The organism is Arthrobacter sp. M2012083, assembly GCF_000281065.1.
Classification (GTDB): domain Bacteria; phylum Actinomycetota; class Actinomycetes; order Actinomycetales; family Micrococcaceae; genus Arthrobacter.
Map to the genome: position 1 here is coordinate 16149 of NZ_AKKK01000014.1, position 15131 is coordinate 31279.

16 protein-coding genes are annotated in these 15131 nt (G+C 61.7%); 9 read left to right on the forward strand and 7 right to left on the reverse strand.

The window, feature by feature from the left end:
• Positions 1–94: 94 nt before the first annotated feature.
• Genes A477_RS0108795 through A477_RS0108810 form a run of 4 tightly spaced genes read right to left on the reverse strand, consistent with a single transcriptional unit; the run spans position 95 to position 2325 of the window.
• Entirely contained in the window at positions 95–856 is a 762-nt protein-coding gene (locus A477_RS0108795) for an ABC transporter permease (protein WP_017198639.1), read from the reverse strand.
• Positions 853–1632 carry an ABC transporter ATP-binding protein gene (locus A477_RS0108800; protein WP_083848036.1) on the reverse strand — a complete coding sequence of 260 codons (780 nt, stop codon included), beginning with the start codon at positions 1630–1632 and terminating at the stop codon, positions 853–855. The genes A477_RS0108795 and A477_RS0108800 overlap by 4 nt, the downstream gene beginning before the upstream one ends.
• On the reverse strand, positions 1632–1994 hold the full coding sequence (locus A477_RS0108805) for a DUF1048 domain-containing protein (protein WP_017198641.1): 363 nt from the start codon (positions 1992–1994) through the stop codon (positions 1632–1634). The genes A477_RS0108800 and A477_RS0108805 overlap by 1 nt, the downstream gene beginning before the upstream one ends.
• Before the next feature lies 1 nt (position 1995).
• A complete protein-coding gene (locus A477_RS0108810; protein WP_017198642.1) occupies positions 1996–2325 on the reverse strand; it encodes a PadR family transcriptional regulator in 330 nt (109 codons plus the stop codon).
• Positions 2326–2437: 112 nt separating this feature from the next.
• Between A477_RS0108810 and A477_RS0108815 the strand changes: the two genes are divergently transcribed.
• The 4 genes from A477_RS0108815 (at position 2438) to A477_RS0108830 (ending at position 6176) form a co-directional block, all read left to right on the forward strand.
• A complete protein-coding gene (locus tag A477_RS0108815) occupies positions 2438–2944 on the forward strand; it encodes a GNAT family N-acetyltransferase (RefSeq protein WP_017198643.1) in 507 nt (168 codons plus the stop codon).
• Between the two features lie 78 nt (positions 2945–3022).
• On the forward strand, positions 3023–4414 hold the full coding sequence (locus tag A477_RS0108820) for an HNH endonuclease (RefSeq protein WP_017198644.1): 1392 nt from the start codon (positions 3023–3025) through the stop codon (positions 4412–4414).
• Positions 4415–4448: 34 nt separating this feature from the next.
• A complete protein-coding gene (locus A477_RS0108825; RefSeq protein WP_017198645.1) occupies positions 4449–4889 on the forward strand; it encodes a MarR family winged helix-turn-helix transcriptional regulator in 441 nt (146 codons plus the stop codon).
• Between the two features lie 48 nt (positions 4890–4937).
• Positions 4938–6176, forward strand: a complete 1239-nt coding sequence (locus tag A477_RS0108830) for an MFS transporter (protein ID WP_017198646.1) — start codon at positions 4938–4940, stop codon at positions 6174–6176.
• Between the two features lie 68 nt (positions 6177–6244).
• Here the strand turns inward: A477_RS0108830 and A477_RS0108835 are convergent, their stop codons facing one another.
• The 3 genes from A477_RS0108835 to A477_RS0108845 form a co-directional block, all read right to left on the reverse strand.
• Entirely contained in the window at positions 6245–7714 is a 1470-nt protein-coding gene (locus A477_RS0108835) for a sugar porter family MFS transporter (RefSeq protein WP_017198647.1), read from the reverse strand.
• A 329-nt stretch (positions 7715–8043) separates the two neighbouring features.
• Complete coding sequence (locus A477_RS0108840) at positions 8044–9405, reverse strand: formimidoylglutamate deiminase (protein WP_017198648.1); 1362 nt, start codon at positions 9403–9405, stop codon at positions 8044–8046.
• Positions 9402–10601: an allantoate amidohydrolase gene (locus A477_RS0108845; protein WP_017198649.1), complete on the reverse strand. Its 1200-nt coding sequence runs from the start codon at positions 10599–10601 to the stop codon at positions 9402–9404. The genes A477_RS0108840 and A477_RS0108845 overlap by 4 nt, the downstream gene beginning before the upstream one ends.
• Before the next feature lie 187 nt (positions 10602–10788).
• Between A477_RS0108845 and A477_RS0108850 the strand changes: the two genes are divergently transcribed.
• The 5 genes from A477_RS0108850 (at position 10789) to A477_RS0108870 (ending at position 14995) form a co-directional block, all read left to right on the forward strand.
• Entirely contained in the window at positions 10789–11517 is a 729-nt protein-coding gene (locus A477_RS0108850; protein WP_017198650.1) for an IclR family transcriptional regulator domain-containing protein, read from the forward strand.
• Complete coding sequence (locus A477_RS0108855) at positions 11517–12620, forward strand: ATP-binding cassette domain-containing protein (RefSeq protein WP_017198651.1); 1104 nt, start codon at positions 11517–11519, stop codon at positions 12618–12620. The genes A477_RS0108850 and A477_RS0108855 overlap by 1 nt, the downstream gene beginning before the upstream one ends.
• Positions 12620–13270 (forward strand): ABC transporter permease, encoded by a 651-nt coding sequence (locus tag A477_RS0108860; RefSeq protein ID WP_014923069.1) that lies wholly within the window; start codon positions 12620–12622, stop codon positions 13268–13270. The genes A477_RS0108855 and A477_RS0108860 overlap by 1 nt, the downstream gene beginning before the upstream one ends.
• Complete coding sequence (locus tag A477_RS0108865) at positions 13231–13983, forward strand: ABC transporter permease (protein WP_017198652.1); 753 nt, start codon at positions 13231–13233, stop codon at positions 13981–13983. The genes A477_RS0108860 and A477_RS0108865 overlap by 40 nt, the downstream gene beginning before the upstream one ends.
• A gap of 97 nt (positions 13984–14080) precedes the next feature.
• Positions 14081–14995 (forward strand): ABC transporter substrate-binding protein, encoded by a 915-nt coding sequence (locus tag A477_RS0108870; protein WP_017198653.1) that lies wholly within the window; start codon positions 14081–14083, stop codon positions 14993–14995.
• Positions 14996–15131 lie beyond the last annotated feature (136 nt).

Consider the following 15131-nt stretch of genomic DNA (forward strand, 5'->3'; position numbering starts at 1 on the left):
GCCAATGCCTGATTAATGGCGAATCGGTCTGCATGGCGAAAGCTCCCCCTGAGGTCAAGGAGAGCTTAGGCCGTTGTTTTGCCTGGATGGATCACTAGGCGATCTGGCGCTTGTAGGTAGCTGCGGCAAAGGCGTACGAAACGATGAGGATCCCCAGGCACCAAGCCAGAGCCACCCAAATGTCGCCGCCCACCGGCCGTTGTGCAAACAGGTCCTGGATGGTGTTCACGATGGACGTCACCGGCTGGTTTTCGGCGAACCAGCGGACTGGGCCGGGCATGGTCTCTGTCGGGACGAAGGCGGAACTGATGAATGGCAGGAAGATCAGCGGATAGGAGAACCCGCCGGCGCCGTCCACCGATTTCGCTGAAAGGCCCGCGATGATCGCAATCCACGTGAGTGCCAAGGTGAACAGCGCCAGGATGCCTGCGACGGCCAGCCAGTCCAGCACATTGGCCGAAGTGCGGAAGCCCATGAGGAGCGCCACCAGGACGATGATGACCAGCGAGAGTCCGTTCGCCACCAGCGACGTCAGCACGTGGGCCCAAAGAACGGATGAGCGTGCGATCGGCATGGACTGGAACCGCTCGAAGATGCCGCTCTGCATGTCCGTGAACAGCCGGACTGCCGTGTAGGCAATGCCGGAGGCGATCGCGATCAACATGATTCCCGGGAGCAGGTAGTTTACATAGTTCTCGGTGTCGGTCCGGATGGCTCCGCCGAACACGTAGACGAACAGCAGCATCAGGGCGATCGGGGTGATCGCAGTGGTGATGATGGTGTCCATGCTCCGGAAGATGTGCCGCATGGAACGGCCCAGCAGGATCGAGGTGTCTGCGAAGAAGTGGGTGCTCATGACCTGTCCTTTACTGACTCGTTGGTACCTGTTCCCACCAGAGCCAGGAAGATGTCCTCCAGGCTCGGCTGCTTCTCCACGTACTCCACCTTGGCCGGCGGCAGCAGCTGCTTGAGCTCGGCGAGGGTGCCATTGGCGATGATGCGTCCCTCATGGAGGATGGCAATCCTGTCCGCGAGCTGCTCGGCTTCGTCCAGGTATTGCGTGGTGAGCAGGACGGTGGTTCCTTGCTTGGCGAGATTCTTGACGATCTGCCATACCTCCAGCCGAGCCTCCGGGTCCAGGCCTGTGGTGGGCTCGTCCAGGAAGATCACCTTCGGATTGCCGATCAGGCTCATGGCAATGTCCAGGCGCCGACGCATGCCTCCGGAGTAGGTCGCCACCTTTCGGGACCCTGCCTCGGTGAGGCTGAACTGCGCCAGCAGATCGTCTGCGATTCCGCCCGGGTTCTTCACGTGACGCAGCTTGGCTACCAGGACCAGGTTCTCCTTGCCGGTCAGGACTTCATCCACGGCCGCGAACTGCCCGGTCAGGCTGATGGACTGCCTTACCCGAAGCGACTCGGAGGCGACGTCAAAGCTTTCGACGCTGGCCGAGCCGGCGTCGGCCTTCAGCAGCGTGGACAGGATCTTCACCATGGTGGTCTTGCCCGCTCCGTTGGAGCCCAGCAGGGCAAAGATGCTGCCGGGCTCCACCTCAAAGTCCACTCCCCGGAGAACATGGAGATCCTTGTACGACTTTTGAATGCCTTCTACGCGGATTGCTGGAGCGGCCATCATTCCGCCTCCTTCGCTTTGTCGATTGCCCTGTTGAGGCGCTCGCGTTCCTTGTCGATCCAGCGCTTACCGCCGTAGGCCTGGGCGAAGCTTTCGGCGAATTCGATGGGATCTTCGCCGACGATTTCGCCCACGGGTGTGCCGTCGATTGCGGCCCGTTCCCACAGATCGGCCAGGTCGGTAAACATCTGCACCATGGTGTCGCCCTCAGTGACACCGCCGTAGTACATCAAGTACCGGTTGAAGGCGGTGGCCACGGTCAGATAGGGCTCGGGCAAGGCATTCATCCTGGCCTTGGCCTGCTTGTACTGCTTCTTCTGTTCGAGTGATCCGGTGACCAGTTCGATCCATTTCGCTGCCATGCTAATTTCCTTCCTTGCGGAGCTCTTCAATCCGTCCGGACAAGAAGCTCCAGGTGTTCCAGAATTCGTTCAGTTCCTTTTTGCCCTGTGTGTTGAGCGTGTATACCTTGCGGGGTGGCCCTTTTTCGGATGGACGCTTTTCAACATCCACCAGCCCCTTTTGCTCGATCCTGACCAGCAGTGCGTACACGGTGCCTTCAGCGATCTCGGTAAATCCTTGCTCCCGGAGCAGCGTGGTGATCTCGTACCCGTACGCTGCCCTTCCGGTCAGGAGGGCCAGAACAATGCCCTCCAATGTGCCTTTGAGCATTTCCGTCATTTGCTTGCCCATCGGACACCTCCCTCGCTACTCAGTATTACTAGCTACCACTACATAGTAGAACTAAGTACCAGTACTTAGCAATACTGAGTTCCGGGTTTGTTCTGTCGGATGGCAGGCTGGGGTGGTGACTACTCAATCCGGTGCCGCGCCCACCTTGTTTACCGCCGCAGTCGAGCGTGGAACCTTCACCCTCAGGCGCGCCCGGAAGGGTGACCTCCCGCGGATCCTCGCGTTACTGGCCGACGACCAGCTGGGCGCTACCCGCGAAAGTACCGACGATGTAGCGCCGTACGAGCGGGCTTTTGACGCGATCGACGCCGACCCCGCGCACCTTCTGGTGGTGGGCGAACTCGACGGCGATGTTGTGGCTACCTTCCAGCTCAGCTACATCCCAGGCCTCTCGCGCAAGGGGTCCTGGCGCGCGCAGATCGAGGCGGTTAGGGTCTCTGAAACCTTGCGGGGCCAGGGTGTTGGGGTACGGATGATTCAGTGGGCCATTGACCAGGCCCGGGAGCGTGGCTGCTCGCTGGTGCAGCTCACCACGGATAAGTCCCGCGTTTCGGCCCATCGTTTTTATGAGCGGCTGGGCTTTGTTGCGAGCCACGAGGGCATGAAGCTGACGTTGTAGGACAGTGGCTTCTCCCTGTTTTCCACATAGGGAGATTCCCGCATTCCGGTGCTCCTGGGTCGCTGGAAGAGTTGGGTTATGGAGACAATTCGAGAGCGGCAAGGGATTGACACCGGTTCATTTGCTGCCGGAGTTGGGAGCAATGCCGGTGAGTCCGTGCTTGGTGTTCCAGCCCTCTTCACCCTGCTGAGGGACGTTCGCCTTGGTTCCTCCAGCGCGCAGCTGATTGATCAGCTGCGTGGGTTGGAGGAGCTGAAATCTGCCATCACCAGTGTCCAGGCTCGTGCTGCCGTGGCTTTGGATCTTGCACAACGGCGTGAGCAGGCGGTTGCTGGTGTTCCCGCTTCGGATCAGGGGCAAGGTGTCGCCGCTCAGCTGGCGTTGGCCCGGCGTGAATCACCGAACCGCGGCTCCGGGCTCCTTGGACTCGCGAAGGCGTTGGTCAGCGAAATGCCACGCACCATGGCCGCGTTGGAGTCGGGCCAGCTTAGCGAATGGCGTGCAAACTTGCTTGTGAGAGAGACTGCCTGCCTCTCCGCGGAGGATCGGTGCGCCGTGGATGCGGAACTCGCGCCTGATATGGGCACCTTCGAAGGCGCTGGTGACAAAGTCATCATCGCCGCCGCGAAGGCAGCCGCCTTCCGGCGCGATCCCCGTTCCGTTGCCCAGCGCGCCAGTCATGCCGCCGCTGAGCGAACAGTGACCCTGCGCCCGGCGCCGGACGCTATGACTTACCTGACTGCACTGCTTCCTGTAGCCCATGGGGTTGCCGTCTATGCCGCCCTTACACGCAAGGCAGACTCTGCGCGCTCCGGTGGAGACTCCCGGACTCGCGGACAAGTCATGGCAGATACCCTCGTCGAACGCATCACCGGCAGGCGTGGCGGGATCAGCGGTGTTGACCTCGAGCTCATCATGACGGATCGCTCGCTGTTGCAGGGGGACAGCGAGCCGGCCCGCCTCAAGGGTTACGGGATAGTCCCGGCGGCGTGGGCAAGAGCCCTTGTTGGCGTAGGAGGGGCTGCCGTGGACGAGGCCCGCGGGATGAGCCGTGGTCCGGCGCCAAAGCAGGACGCGGAGTTCGCCGTGTGGCTGCGCCGTCTCTATACAGCGCCATCCACGGGGGAACTCATCACGATGGACTCCAAGGCGCGACTCTTCCCGCCGAGGTTGAGGCGTTTTATCGAAGTCCGGGACGACACCTGCCGCACGCCCTACTGCGACGCGCCCATCAGGCATATCGATCACGTCGTCCCATGGCATTCGGGTGGCACCACAACCGTGAACAACAGCGCAGGACTCTGCGAATCATGCAACCACACCAAGGAGAATCCTGGCTGGACGGCAAAGCAGGTGGTCGACGATGTCCACACGCTGGAAGTCAGCACACCAACAGGGCATAGCTACCGATCGTCCGCGCCGCCCCTCCCTGGGCATGTGCGCAGGCCCCCTTCGCCGGTCAGGACTTGACCTTTAGGTACCCTAACTATTAGGGTACCTAAATATGAGCTCCTCTGATACCCGGCTACTTGATCTTGCGCAGGAATTTCGCGAGTCACTACGACTCGGCGTGTACATGTTCCGTCGTCTTGATCCCGAGGGTGACCTTACCGCCGCGCAACTCAGCCTGCTGTCCATGATTTCCGACGGCGGCCTCCGCGTGGGCGATGTCGCCAAGAACCTGGGCATCAAAGTCCCCAGCGCCACGGAGCAAATCATCAAGCTCGAGCGTGCAGGCCTGGTCACCCGCAAGCAGGATCCCGACGATTCACGAGCCGTCCAGGTGGTCATCACCAAAGCCGGGACGGCCGCCGTCGACTTTGCCAATCAGCGACGCAACGCGATGGTGGCCGAGTTGCTTCAGGACCTCAGCAAAGACGAGATCGAACATCTCGCTGCAGCCTTGCCTGTGATCGCCAAGCTCAACAGCGCGTTCCAGAGCTAGGAAAACCAGCACCGACTAACCAAACCAGCACCGACAGGGAGCAATTGAATGTCACGCCAGTTGGCTGACGCTTCAGCAAGCGCCGAAACAACCACTGAAACCGTCTTGGAAGCTGAGAAAGCTTCCTTCCTCAAGCAGCCCAAGGCGGTGTGGGCCACAGCGCTCGCGGCCGTTTTCGCCTTCATGGGCATCGGACTCGTCGATCCGATTCTTCCGGCTATCGCCAAGAACCTTGAAGCATCCACCAGTGAAGTCTCGCTGCTGTTCACTAGCTACTTCCTGGTGACGGCGATCGCCATGTTGATCAGTGGATTCGTGTCCTCAAGGATCGGTGGGAAGAAGACACTTCTGATCGGGCTGGCGATCATCGTGGTGTTCGCGTCGTTGTCCGGCCTTTCCGGCAGCGTTGAACAACTGGTGGGGTTCCGGGCAGGCTGGGGTCTTGGTAACGCGTTGTTCGTTGCAACCGCCTTGGCGGTCATCGTGGGCGTGGCCAGTGGCGGAACCGGGACGGCCATCATCCTGTACGAGGCAGCACTGGGTTTGGGAATCTCGCTTGGCCCGCTGCTAGGGGCCCTCTTGGGTGGCTGGCAGTGGCGCGCGCCCTTCTTCGGCACCGCAGTGCTCATGGCCGCGGCCTTCATCGCGCTGCTCGCATTGTTGCCCAAAACTCCGGCTCCCGCTAAGAAGTCCCACCTCAGGGATCCGCTGCTGGCGCTTGGGCATAAAGGCCTGCGCACTACTGCCGCCAGCGCGTTGTTCTACAACTACGGCTTCTTCACCATCCTCGCCTTCACCCCCTTCATCCTGGGCATGGACGCCTATGGCATTGGGGGAGTGTTCTTCGGTTGGGGTGTAGCTGTCGCCGTGTTCTCTGTGTTTGTAGCTCCCGTGCTGCAGAAGCGGTTCGGCGCCGTCAAAGTCCTGACCGGAACATTAGTGGCGCTGATGCTTGACCTGGTCGGCCTGGGACTGGCCGCTGGGCACTCGGTGACAGCCGTCGTCGTGCTTGTCATCCTGGCAGGTGCCCTTCTGGGCATCAACAACACGGTTTATACGGAACTGGCCATGGGCGTCTCCGATTCACCGCGCTCAGTCGCATCTGCCGGCTACAACTTTGTGCGCTGGATGGGCGGCGCGCTTGCACCATTCGCCGCAGCCCAGCTGGGGGAGCGCTTCGGCCCGCAGGTGCCGTTCTTCGCCGGTGCCGTTGCCATGGTTATCGCCATCCTGGTCGCTTTCGGAGGACGCGCCTACTTGAAATCCCACGAACCACACTTGGTGTAGCCGTCCCGTGAACCACAAGAAAGCCCGGCGGATTTGGACCAGTTCAAATCCACCGGGCTTTTCCTGTGCTACTTCGCTTCGCCGGAAGTCACAGGCAGCGGTGCTACTGGTGCGCCCTTCGGAACGAACAGCGTTTCGGCCTGCTCCAGGGACATGCCGTTCGTCTCAGGGACCTTGAACATGACAAAGAAGAACGACGCCGCAGCGAAGGAGGCGTACATGGCGTACGTCAACGGCAGCGAACCTGCCGCCATGATGGGGAAGCTGAGCGTGATGGCAAAGTTCGCGATCCACTGTGCAGCGGCAGCCAGACCCAGGGCCCGGGCGCGGATGCGTGACGGGAAGATCTCGCCCAGCAGAACCCAAACGAGCGGACCCCACGAGGCGCCAAAGCTGATCACGAAGACGTTTGCAGCCACGAGGGCCACCGGACCCCAAGCGCCCGGAAGGCTGATCTCGGAGCCGGTACCCACAGCAGAGGAGAATGCCAGCGCCATAACGCCGAGGGACGCGGCCATGCCGATGGAGCCGGTCAGAAGAATGGGGCGACGGCCGATCCGGTCCACCAAAGCGATGGCCACCAAGGTCACCAGGATGTTCGTGACGGACGTGGCGACGGAGATCGTGAGGGAGTCCTTTTCCTGGAACCCGACGGCCTTCCACAACGTGGTGGAGTAGTAGAAGATCACGTTGATGCCAACGAACTGCTGCAGAACGGACAGGATGATGCCGATCCAGACCACTGGGAGCAGGCCGAACCTGTTGCCCCGGAGCGAGCCCTTCTTTGTGGAGAGCTTTTCCTGTTGGATGGATTCCTGGATCTCGCGGATGTGGCGTTCGATGTCATCGCCGGGAATCAGCTTGTTGAAGATGGTGCGGGCTTGGTCTTCCTTACCGTTGAGCACCAGGAAGTGTGGGGACTCCGGCAGGCGGAAAGCGATCCAGCCGTACACGGCGGCGGGTACAGCACAGGCGATGAACATCCAGCGCCAGGCTTCAATGCCCAGCCACAGCGTACCGTCCGCACCGCCAGCCGAATTTGCGAGCACAGCGTCGGAGAGCAGGGCTGCGAAGATGCCGGTGGTGATGGCGAGCTGCTGAAGCGACGCCAAGCGGCCACGTACGTGCCGTGGGGAAATTTCTGAGATGTAAGCCGGGGCAATAACCGAGGCGAGCCCGATGCCCAGGCCGCCCACCAGCCGCCAGAAGATGAGGTCCCAGACGCCGAACGCAAGCCCGGTTCCCACAGCGCTCACGAGGAAGAGCAGTGCCCCGATCTTCATGGCTGGGATGCGGCCGTACCGGTCCGCAATCTTCCCGGCGAAGTAGGCGCCGGCGGCGCAGCCCAACAGGGCAACGGCCACGGCGAAGCCTGTCAGTGCCTCGCTCATGACGAATTCGTCCGCCATCGCATCCACGGCACCGTTGACCACGGACGAATCGAAGCCGAAGAGGAACCCGCCCACGGCACCGGCGACGGCCAAGCCGATCACCTTCCGTGAAACAGGGGGCGCGCCTTCGGTGCTGGAACTGGACATGGGTCTCCCTTGGGGAATGGGGTTTGGGAAGCGAAGTGCGGGACGTCGTCGGCGGTCCGACGGGGACGCCGGTGCACTCGCGCTACACAGTGTGGCACGTCATATCCGCCAAGTTCCAGTCAAGTGACGGACGTGACATGCATTCAGATCATTAACGCAGTACCGCCTGTCTGGTGGCTGGGTGTTGGCTGGAAGCCTCTGGGTCGGGCTATCAGGTCGTTGAGGGGGCGCTTGAGTCCAATAATTGAACACAAGGCACGACGACGAGTCGTGACTCATGTAGCCAGGCTGAGTGCCGCCGCCGTCAGGTTCGGGCGCTGAAGGTGCGGCTAGGAGAACTCCTTGAATGCTGCACTCAGAAGGTCTCCCGGCGTACCGAGGCGCGTGTGCACGCCGTGGGAGGCAATCAATTGACCGGCAATGATTACCTGCGTTACATCGCTGGCCGTCGCACTGAAAGCCAATTGCAGCGGCCGGGATCCGGCAGTCCGGGTGGACGCGGGATCGACCACCATAAGGTCGCAGATCGCACCGACCCTCAGTGCGGACGAGGCGACAGGGGTGGCCATGGAGCGCGCGGCTCCTTCCGTTGCGGCCAGCAGCAGTTCCCCGGGTGAGAACCTCCCGCGCTGCCCACTGCCCAGCCGCTCTCCGTGTTCCAAGGTGCGCATTTCAATCCAAGGATCGATCACCGCATGTTGGTCGGTGCCCAAGGCGATAGTGGCACCGGCATCGGAAAGTTCACGCGCAGGGCCGATCCCGTCTGCGAGGTCGGCTTCCGTGCTGGGACACATCACGATGGTGGCCGATGCTGCGCCCAGCAAGGAAATATCCTGCTGCGTCAGGTGCGTGGAATGGACTGCTGAAAGCCTGGAAGTCAGGAGTCCGTGGCGTTCCAAAAGGCCCGTGGGGGTGGTTCCGTAGACCTCCAAGCATGCTTGGTTCTCGGCGGGCTGTTCGCTCAGGTGGATGTGAAGGGGAATGTCGAGGGGCAGTTCCTTGGCAACAACCTTCAAGGCCTCTTCCGGCACGGCGCGAACGGAATGCAGGGCGGCTCCTACGGCCACCTTGTCGGGTGGAAACTCCTGCGCTATGGCGGTCCGGAGGGGATGCAACCGGTTCAGCCACGCTTCCACGTCCGTGTCCCCGAACCTTGCCTGCTCGGGACTGAGGGAAGTGCCGATTCCGCCGGACAAATACAGGGTGTCCAGAAGTGTCAGGCGGATCCCTGCCGACATTGCTGCACGAGCAAGGGCCAACTCCATGGCGTGCGGCTCCGGGTACGCCGCGCCACCGGGTTGGTGGTGGACGTAGTGGAACTCGGCCACGCTGCTGAAACCTGTCACTACCATCTCAGCGAATACAGCAGCGGCGAGCTTCTCGTACTTCTCAGGAGTCAGCTCCGACGCGCTCCGGTACATCTGCTCCCGCCATACCCAGAAATCTCCGCGCCCGTCATGCGTTCTGCCACGGAGGATCCTGTGGAAAGCGTGCGAGTGGGCGTTGGCAGCCGCGGGGAAGACGACGCCCATCAGTTTCGTGTCGCCGGGTTGGGGCTGCGCACCGCTTTCCATTGCGGAGATGCGTCCCTCGATAGTTTCCACCCGCACGCCCGTAGCTACCTCCGGAAGGGCGGTGCCGTCGTCGCCACCGCCCGCGACAATGGCAGTCTCGCACCAGAACGTGCTCATAGGAGGCCTTCCAGAACATCAGCCAACGCAACAGCACCCGCGGAGGCGTCCTCGTCCGCTACGTACTCCTCGGGCGAGTGTGAGATGCCACTGGGGTTACGGACAAAGAGCATCGCCGAGGGGACGTAGCCAGCAAGCACTCCGGCATCATGCCCTGCGCCGGTTGCCAGGAGGGGGGCTCCCGGCAGGAGGTTGTTGATGCGACGGCTTAGCTTGGCATCAAAGTGCACAGTGTCGCTGTAGGACTCTTCAGTGAGGGTCGCGGTGCAACCTTCCGCCGCAGCGACGTCCTGGGCTGCACGGTAGATGGCTTCGATGAGTTGGGCAGTCACGGCGTCATCGGGATGGCGGGCGTCCAACCAAAGGTCCACCCGCGAGGCGATGACGTTGGTCCCACCCGGAACGGGCGTCAAGCGTCCCACTGTTGCACGGGCGTCGGGTTGCTTGGCGGCTGTGTTCCGAACGGTCAGGACGATCTGTGCGGCCGCGACCATGGGATCGGCGCGGTCTGCCATGAGCGTGGTGCCCGCGTGGTTGCCTTGGCCGTTGACGCTGATCTTCCAGCGGCCGTGGCCCAGGATTGAACTTCCTACGGCGATAGCGGGACCGTCCTGCCCCAGGCCCTTCCCCTGTTCGACGTGCAGTTCGACGAAGTCGCCGATACGCCCCATGGCCTCCGGATCCGGGCCTATAAAACGGGGATCCAGGCCATTGGAGCTGGCGACGTCAGCAAAGGAGTCGCCGTTGATATCGCGCAAGTTCAGGGCCTTTTCGACGTCGATCGCGCCGGTGAGGAGCCGCGAACCAAGGCACGCCACGCCAAAGCGCGACCCTTCCTCCTCCGGAAAAACGGTGACGGCCAGCGATCGCGGCGGCTGGACTGCACGGGCCTTGAGGATGTCGACGGCGGCAAGCGCGGAAGCGACGCCGAGGGGACCGTCGAAGGCGCCCCCACCGGGCACCGAATCGAGGTGGCTTCCGGTGACCAGGGCGCCGTCGTGGGGCCTTCCCCACCACGCCCAAATAATCCCGTTCCGGTCCGTTTCCACGTCGAGGCCGCGCTGGGTGGCTTGCTCGATGAACCAGCCCCTGAGATCGAGTTCTGGTGTTGTGTAGACGGCCCTGGAGTAGCCTCCGCGTGCCGTGTCGCGGCCAACATCCTGGATTGAGGCTAGGAGCTGATTGACGGTTTCCACGTTTTCCTCCGATTGAAGACTGCCACCAAGTAAAAACCAGATGTCACCACATGACAAGGGGTTGGAGGACTATTTACGTGGTGGAAACATGAGGGCCGCCTCCTAAGGACCCGCAACGTCTCATAGCTGGAACTTCCTGCAATCTTCCGAAATCTCTTGCCATTTGGTGAAAATTGATTTTTACTAAGTGGCAAGACATGGTGATGTAGACCACTTGAAAGCAGGTCAGGCAGTGGCAGCTGATTCTTCCACCCGAACAGTCGAGAGGGCGTTGGCCCTCCTCAGTGCGGTCTGTACTGACGGCTCCATCAGCCTCAGCGACGCAGCACGTGTGGTGGACCTGTCGGCCAGTACCGCGCTCCGTCTCCTCCGCACCTTGGAAGGCAGCGGCTTCGTGACGCGGGATCCCGGAGGTAACTTCCGCCCGGGCGCCAGTGTCATTCAGCTGGGAGCGCTGGCACTGGGACAGGAATCCTTGGTGTCGCTTTGCACGCCGCACATGAAGCGGCTTGTGGCTGATACGGGCGAGTCCTGCTACCTGAGTATTCCCGGTCCCGGGGAAACCGGAATCTACATCGCCATTGTCGAAGGTACCCGCTCTGTCCGGCACACCAGTTGGGTCGGCAGGAGCATCCCGCTGGAAGGATCCGCAGCTGGCAAGGTGCTGACAGGCGGACAAAACGGCCGCGGTTACGCCATCGTGCGGAGTGGCGTTGAAGACGACATCACGGCCGTCGCCGCACCCATTGTGATCGGCGGCCGAACAGTGGCAGCCCTCAGCATCGTGGTGCCCAGCTACCGCTTGGACGAGGCGAAGGCCCACACATTTGGCGAGGAACTGGCGAAAGTAGCCGACAACATCCTCGTGGAACCCGACGGAAACCATGAAGTGCCCCAGGAAAGCATGGAAAAGTAATGATCAAATTTGAAAATGTCACCAAGGCCTACCCTGACGGGACGGTGGCAGTCGACGGCCTCAACCTGGAAGCGCCCACCGGAAAGCTGACCATCCTTGTTGGTCCTTCCGGCTGCGGCAAGACCACCTCCCTGAGGATGATCAACCGCCTTATCGAACCCACCAGTGGCACCATCTACCTGGATGATCAGCCCACTTCCGGCATGGACGCAGCGTTGCTCCGCCGCAGGATCGGATACGTCATCCAGCACGCAGGGCTCTTCCCGCACAAGACCATCGTGGACAACGTCTCCACCATGCCGCTCCTGCTCGGGGAAAGCCGGCAGAAGGCCAGGACCAAGGCGCTCGAACTGATGGAGCGCGTGGGGCTGCCCGCGAGTTTCGCCAAACGTTATCCCTGGCAGCTTTCCGGCGGCCAGCAGCAGCGCGTGGGTGTTGCCCGTGCGTTGGCATCTGACCCGGCGTTCATGCTGATGGATGAGCCTTTTAGTGCCGTGGACCCCGTAGTACGCGCGCAGCTTCAGGAAGAGTTCCTTCGCCTGCAGCGCGAAATCGGCAAAACCATCATCATGGTTACCCACGACATCGACGAAGCCCTCAAGCTCGGGGACCAGGTTGCCGTGATGAGGGTAGGCGGCAAGCTTGCGCAGATGGCGTCCCCTTCAGAGCTGCTCACTGCGCCCGCAGACGAATTCGTGGCCGATTTCGTGGGCCGTGACCGCGGTTACCGTTCGCTCGGCTTTACGAAAACGGCCGGTGCCGTAGCTATCGGCGAAGAAGCTGTGGTTCACCTCGGTGCTTCCGCGGATGAGGCTCGCGCCAAGGCGCTGGGTGCTTGGGTTTTGGTGGTCGACGGCGGCCGGAAGCCTCTCGGTTGGGCTCAGACACAGCTTCTCAATGGTGAGGTGAAGCAGGAGAACCTGAATCTCAGCGGGATCCCAGCCGCAGCATCAGGGACCATGCGCCAACTGCTCGATGCTGCGCTCTCCTCGCCGAGCCGCCGCGGTGTGGTTGTCAACGAGCATGGCGAATTGATCGGGACCGTGTCTGCAACCGACGTGGTCAAGGCCATCGAGGCCGAACCACACTTGGAGACGATCTGATGAACTTCGAGTGGCTGGGCCGCCAGTTCGACAACATTGTGTTCCTGCTCGGCTGGCATGTCCTGCTGGCCGTCACCCCGCTGATCCTGGGGCTGCTCATCGCACTGCCCCTTGGCTGGTGGGCGCACCGTAGCCGGCGGATCTACCCGCTCCTGGTTGGTGTTGCCGGGCTTCTCTACACCGTCCCCTCCCTGGCGCTCTTTGTGCTCCTTCCCCTGGTCCTGGGTACCAAGATCCTGGACCCGCTCAATATCGTGGCAGCACTGACCATCTACACAGTGGCCCTGCTGGTCCGTGTGGTGGCCGATGCCCTCGATTCCGTTCCGGAGGACACCGTCCAAGCCGCCAAGGCCATGGGTTATCGCGGCTACCAGAGCCTCCTGAAAGTTGAACTTCCCGTGGGTGTCCCGGTGATCTGCGCAGGCTTGCGCGTCGCAGCGGTCTCCAACGTCAGCCTCGTATCCGTGGCCGCCCTGCTGGGTATACCGCAGCTCGGCTCACTCTTCACGCAGGGCTTCCAGCTCCGGTTCTACACCCCGATCATCGCCGGCATTGTGCTTTGCGTGGTCCTGGCCATGATCCTGGACGGGCTGATCATCCTCATCAACCGGTGGCTGACACCGTGGACCCCCAAGGTGGTGGCATCGTGAACTACTTGTTCGACCCCGCACACTGGAGCGGCGCAGACGGCATCCCAACGCTGATCGCCGAGCATCTCCTGTACTCCCTTATTGCCCTGGCAATTGCCGCCATCATTGCCGTGCCACTGGGTATCTACATTGGTGTGACAGGCAAGGGCGTGTTCATGATCGCAGGCCTTGCCAACGCCCTCCGGGCACTTCCCAGCGTCGGTTTGTTGATCCTGCTGGTCCTGCTCATTTCGCCAGCATTCCCATCCCGCATGGGTTACGTACTTCCCAGCCTCATCGTGCTGGTACTGCTGGCAGTTCCGCCTATCCTGACCAACACCTACGCCGGCGTGCGCGCTGTGGATGCTGCGGCCGTCGACGCCGCAAAAGGCATGGGCTTCCGCACCATGAAGATCCTCACGGACGTCCAGCTGCCCTGCTCTCTTCCGCTGGTTTTGTCCGGTGTCCGCAGCGCACTGTTGCAAATCATCTCGACCGCGACCATCGCCGCATACATTTCGCTTGGCGGCTTGGGCCGCCTCCTGATCGACGGCAAGGCCCAGAACGACTACGGACAAATGGTCGCCGGCGCCGTTCTTGTCGCCCTTCTGGCACTGTTCTTCGACCAGCTTCTCGCTTTCATTACCCGCCGCGTTGTCTCACCCGGATTGACCCGGCGCACCATCAAGTCGGCCGCTGTGGCCGAACCCGTGAAGACCCCCGTCACGGTCTAAACAACACCGGTGCCGTGGATTCGGCGCACAAGATTCACCTCCACCCACCCCACCTGGCCGCTGCATGTCCTGCAGCACCTATCACAGGAGAGTTGACATGAAGAAGTACCTCACCGGATTTACCCTGGCAGCCGTCGCTGCCATCACCCTGAGCGCCTGCGGCGGCGGGGACCCCATGAGCTCGTCCAACACAGCCGCAGCAGGCGGTTCGGCCGACAGCATCATCGTAGGTTCCGCGGACTTCCCCGAGAGCCAGTTGATCGCCAAGATCTACGCCGAAGCCTTGAAGGCCAAGGGCGTCGAGGTAACTGAGAAGCCGAGCATCGGCAGCCGTGAAGTCACCATCCCCGCCCTCAAGGACGGTTCCATCGACCTCATGCCGGAGTACGGCGGCGCGCTGTTGCAGTACCTCGACTCCGCCACCAAGGCCGTATCTTCCGAGGACGTGGCCAAGGAACTGGCCACAAAGATTCCGGCCGGCCTGACCGTGCTGACTGCTTCCGAAGCGGAGGACAAGGACGTCCTCACCGTCAAGAAGGAAATCGCCGATCAGTACAAACTGAAGACCATCGAAGACCTCCAGCCCGTTGCCAAGGAACTTGTGTTGGGTGGCCCGCCGGAGTGGAAGACCCGCCTTAACGGCGTCGCCGGCCTGAAGTCCGTCTACAACCTTGAGTTCAAGGAATTTTCAGCGCTCGACGCCGGTGGGCCGCTCACGTTGAACGCCCTCCTTTCCGGTCAGGTACAGGTAGCCGACCTCTTCAGCACTGATCCCGCGTTGGCTGAGAACAACCTCGTGGCGCTTGAGGACAACAAGAACCTCTTCCTTTCCGAGAACATCGTGCCGGTCATCAACGAGAAGAAGTCCACGGACACCGTGAAGGAAACGCTGGACAAGGTCTCTGCTGCGCTCACCACGGAGGACTTGATCAAGATGAACGGACGTGTGGCCAAGTTCGAGGACATCGGCGAAATCGCCAAGGAATGGCTCAAGACCAAGAACCTGGGCTAAATCCCTGCTGGTTCATTTAGCTGTTTGCTTTAGAGGAGTAAAGAATGACTGCCGATTTCACTACAGGAGCCCGCCCGGTTAAGGCTGCGCGGGGTACGGAGTTGACTGCCAAGTCGTGGCAGACGGAAGCGCCGTT

Excerpts from the sequence above, each read along its gene's own strand:
- A477_RS0108805 (WP_017198641.1), bottom strand. The coding sequence starts at position 1,994 with ATGGCAGCGAAATGGATCGAACTGGTCACCGGATCACTCGAACAGAAG.
- A477_RS0108800 (WP_083848036.1), bottom strand. The coding sequence starts at position 1,632 with ATGGCCGCTCCAGCAATCCGCGTAGAAGGCATTCAAAAGTCGTACAAG.
- A477_RS0108835 (WP_017198647.1), bottom strand. The coding sequence starts at position 7,714 with ATGTCCAGTTCCAGCACCGAAGGCGCGCCCCCTGTTTCACGGAAGGTG.
- A477_RS0108855 (WP_017198651.1), top strand. The coding sequence starts at position 11,517 with ATGATCAAATTTGAAAATGTCACCAAGGCCTACCCTGACGGGACGGTG.
- A477_RS0108870 (WP_017198653.1), top strand. The coding sequence starts at position 14,081 with ATGAAGAAGTACCTCACCGGATTTACCCTGGCAGCCGTCGCTGCCATC.
- A477_RS0108820 (WP_017198644.1), top strand. The coding sequence starts at position 3,023 with ATGGAGACAATTCGAGAGCGGCAAGGGATTGACACCGGTTCATTTGCT.
- A477_RS0108840 (WP_017198648.1), bottom strand. The coding sequence starts at position 9,405 with ATGAGCACGTTCTGGTGCGAGACTGCCATTGTCGCGGGCGGTGGCGAC.
- A477_RS0108825 (WP_017198645.1), top strand. The coding sequence starts at position 4,449 with ATGAGCTCCTCTGATACCCGGCTACTTGATCTTGCGCAGGAATTTCGC.
- A477_RS0108830 (WP_017198646.1), top strand. The coding sequence starts at position 4,938 with ATGTCACGCCAGTTGGCTGACGCTTCAGCAAGCGCCGAAACAACCACT.
- A477_RS0108860 (WP_014923069.1), top strand. The coding sequence starts at position 12,620 with ATGAACTTCGAGTGGCTGGGCCGCCAGTTCGACAACATTGTGTTCCTG.
- A477_RS0108795 (WP_017198639.1), bottom strand. The coding sequence starts at position 856 with ATGAGCACCCACTTCTTCGCAGACACCTCGATCCTGCTGGGCCGTTCC.
- A477_RS0108810 (WP_017198642.1), bottom strand. The coding sequence starts at position 2,325 with ATGGGCAAGCAAATGACGGAAATGCTCAAAGGCACATTGGAGGGCATT.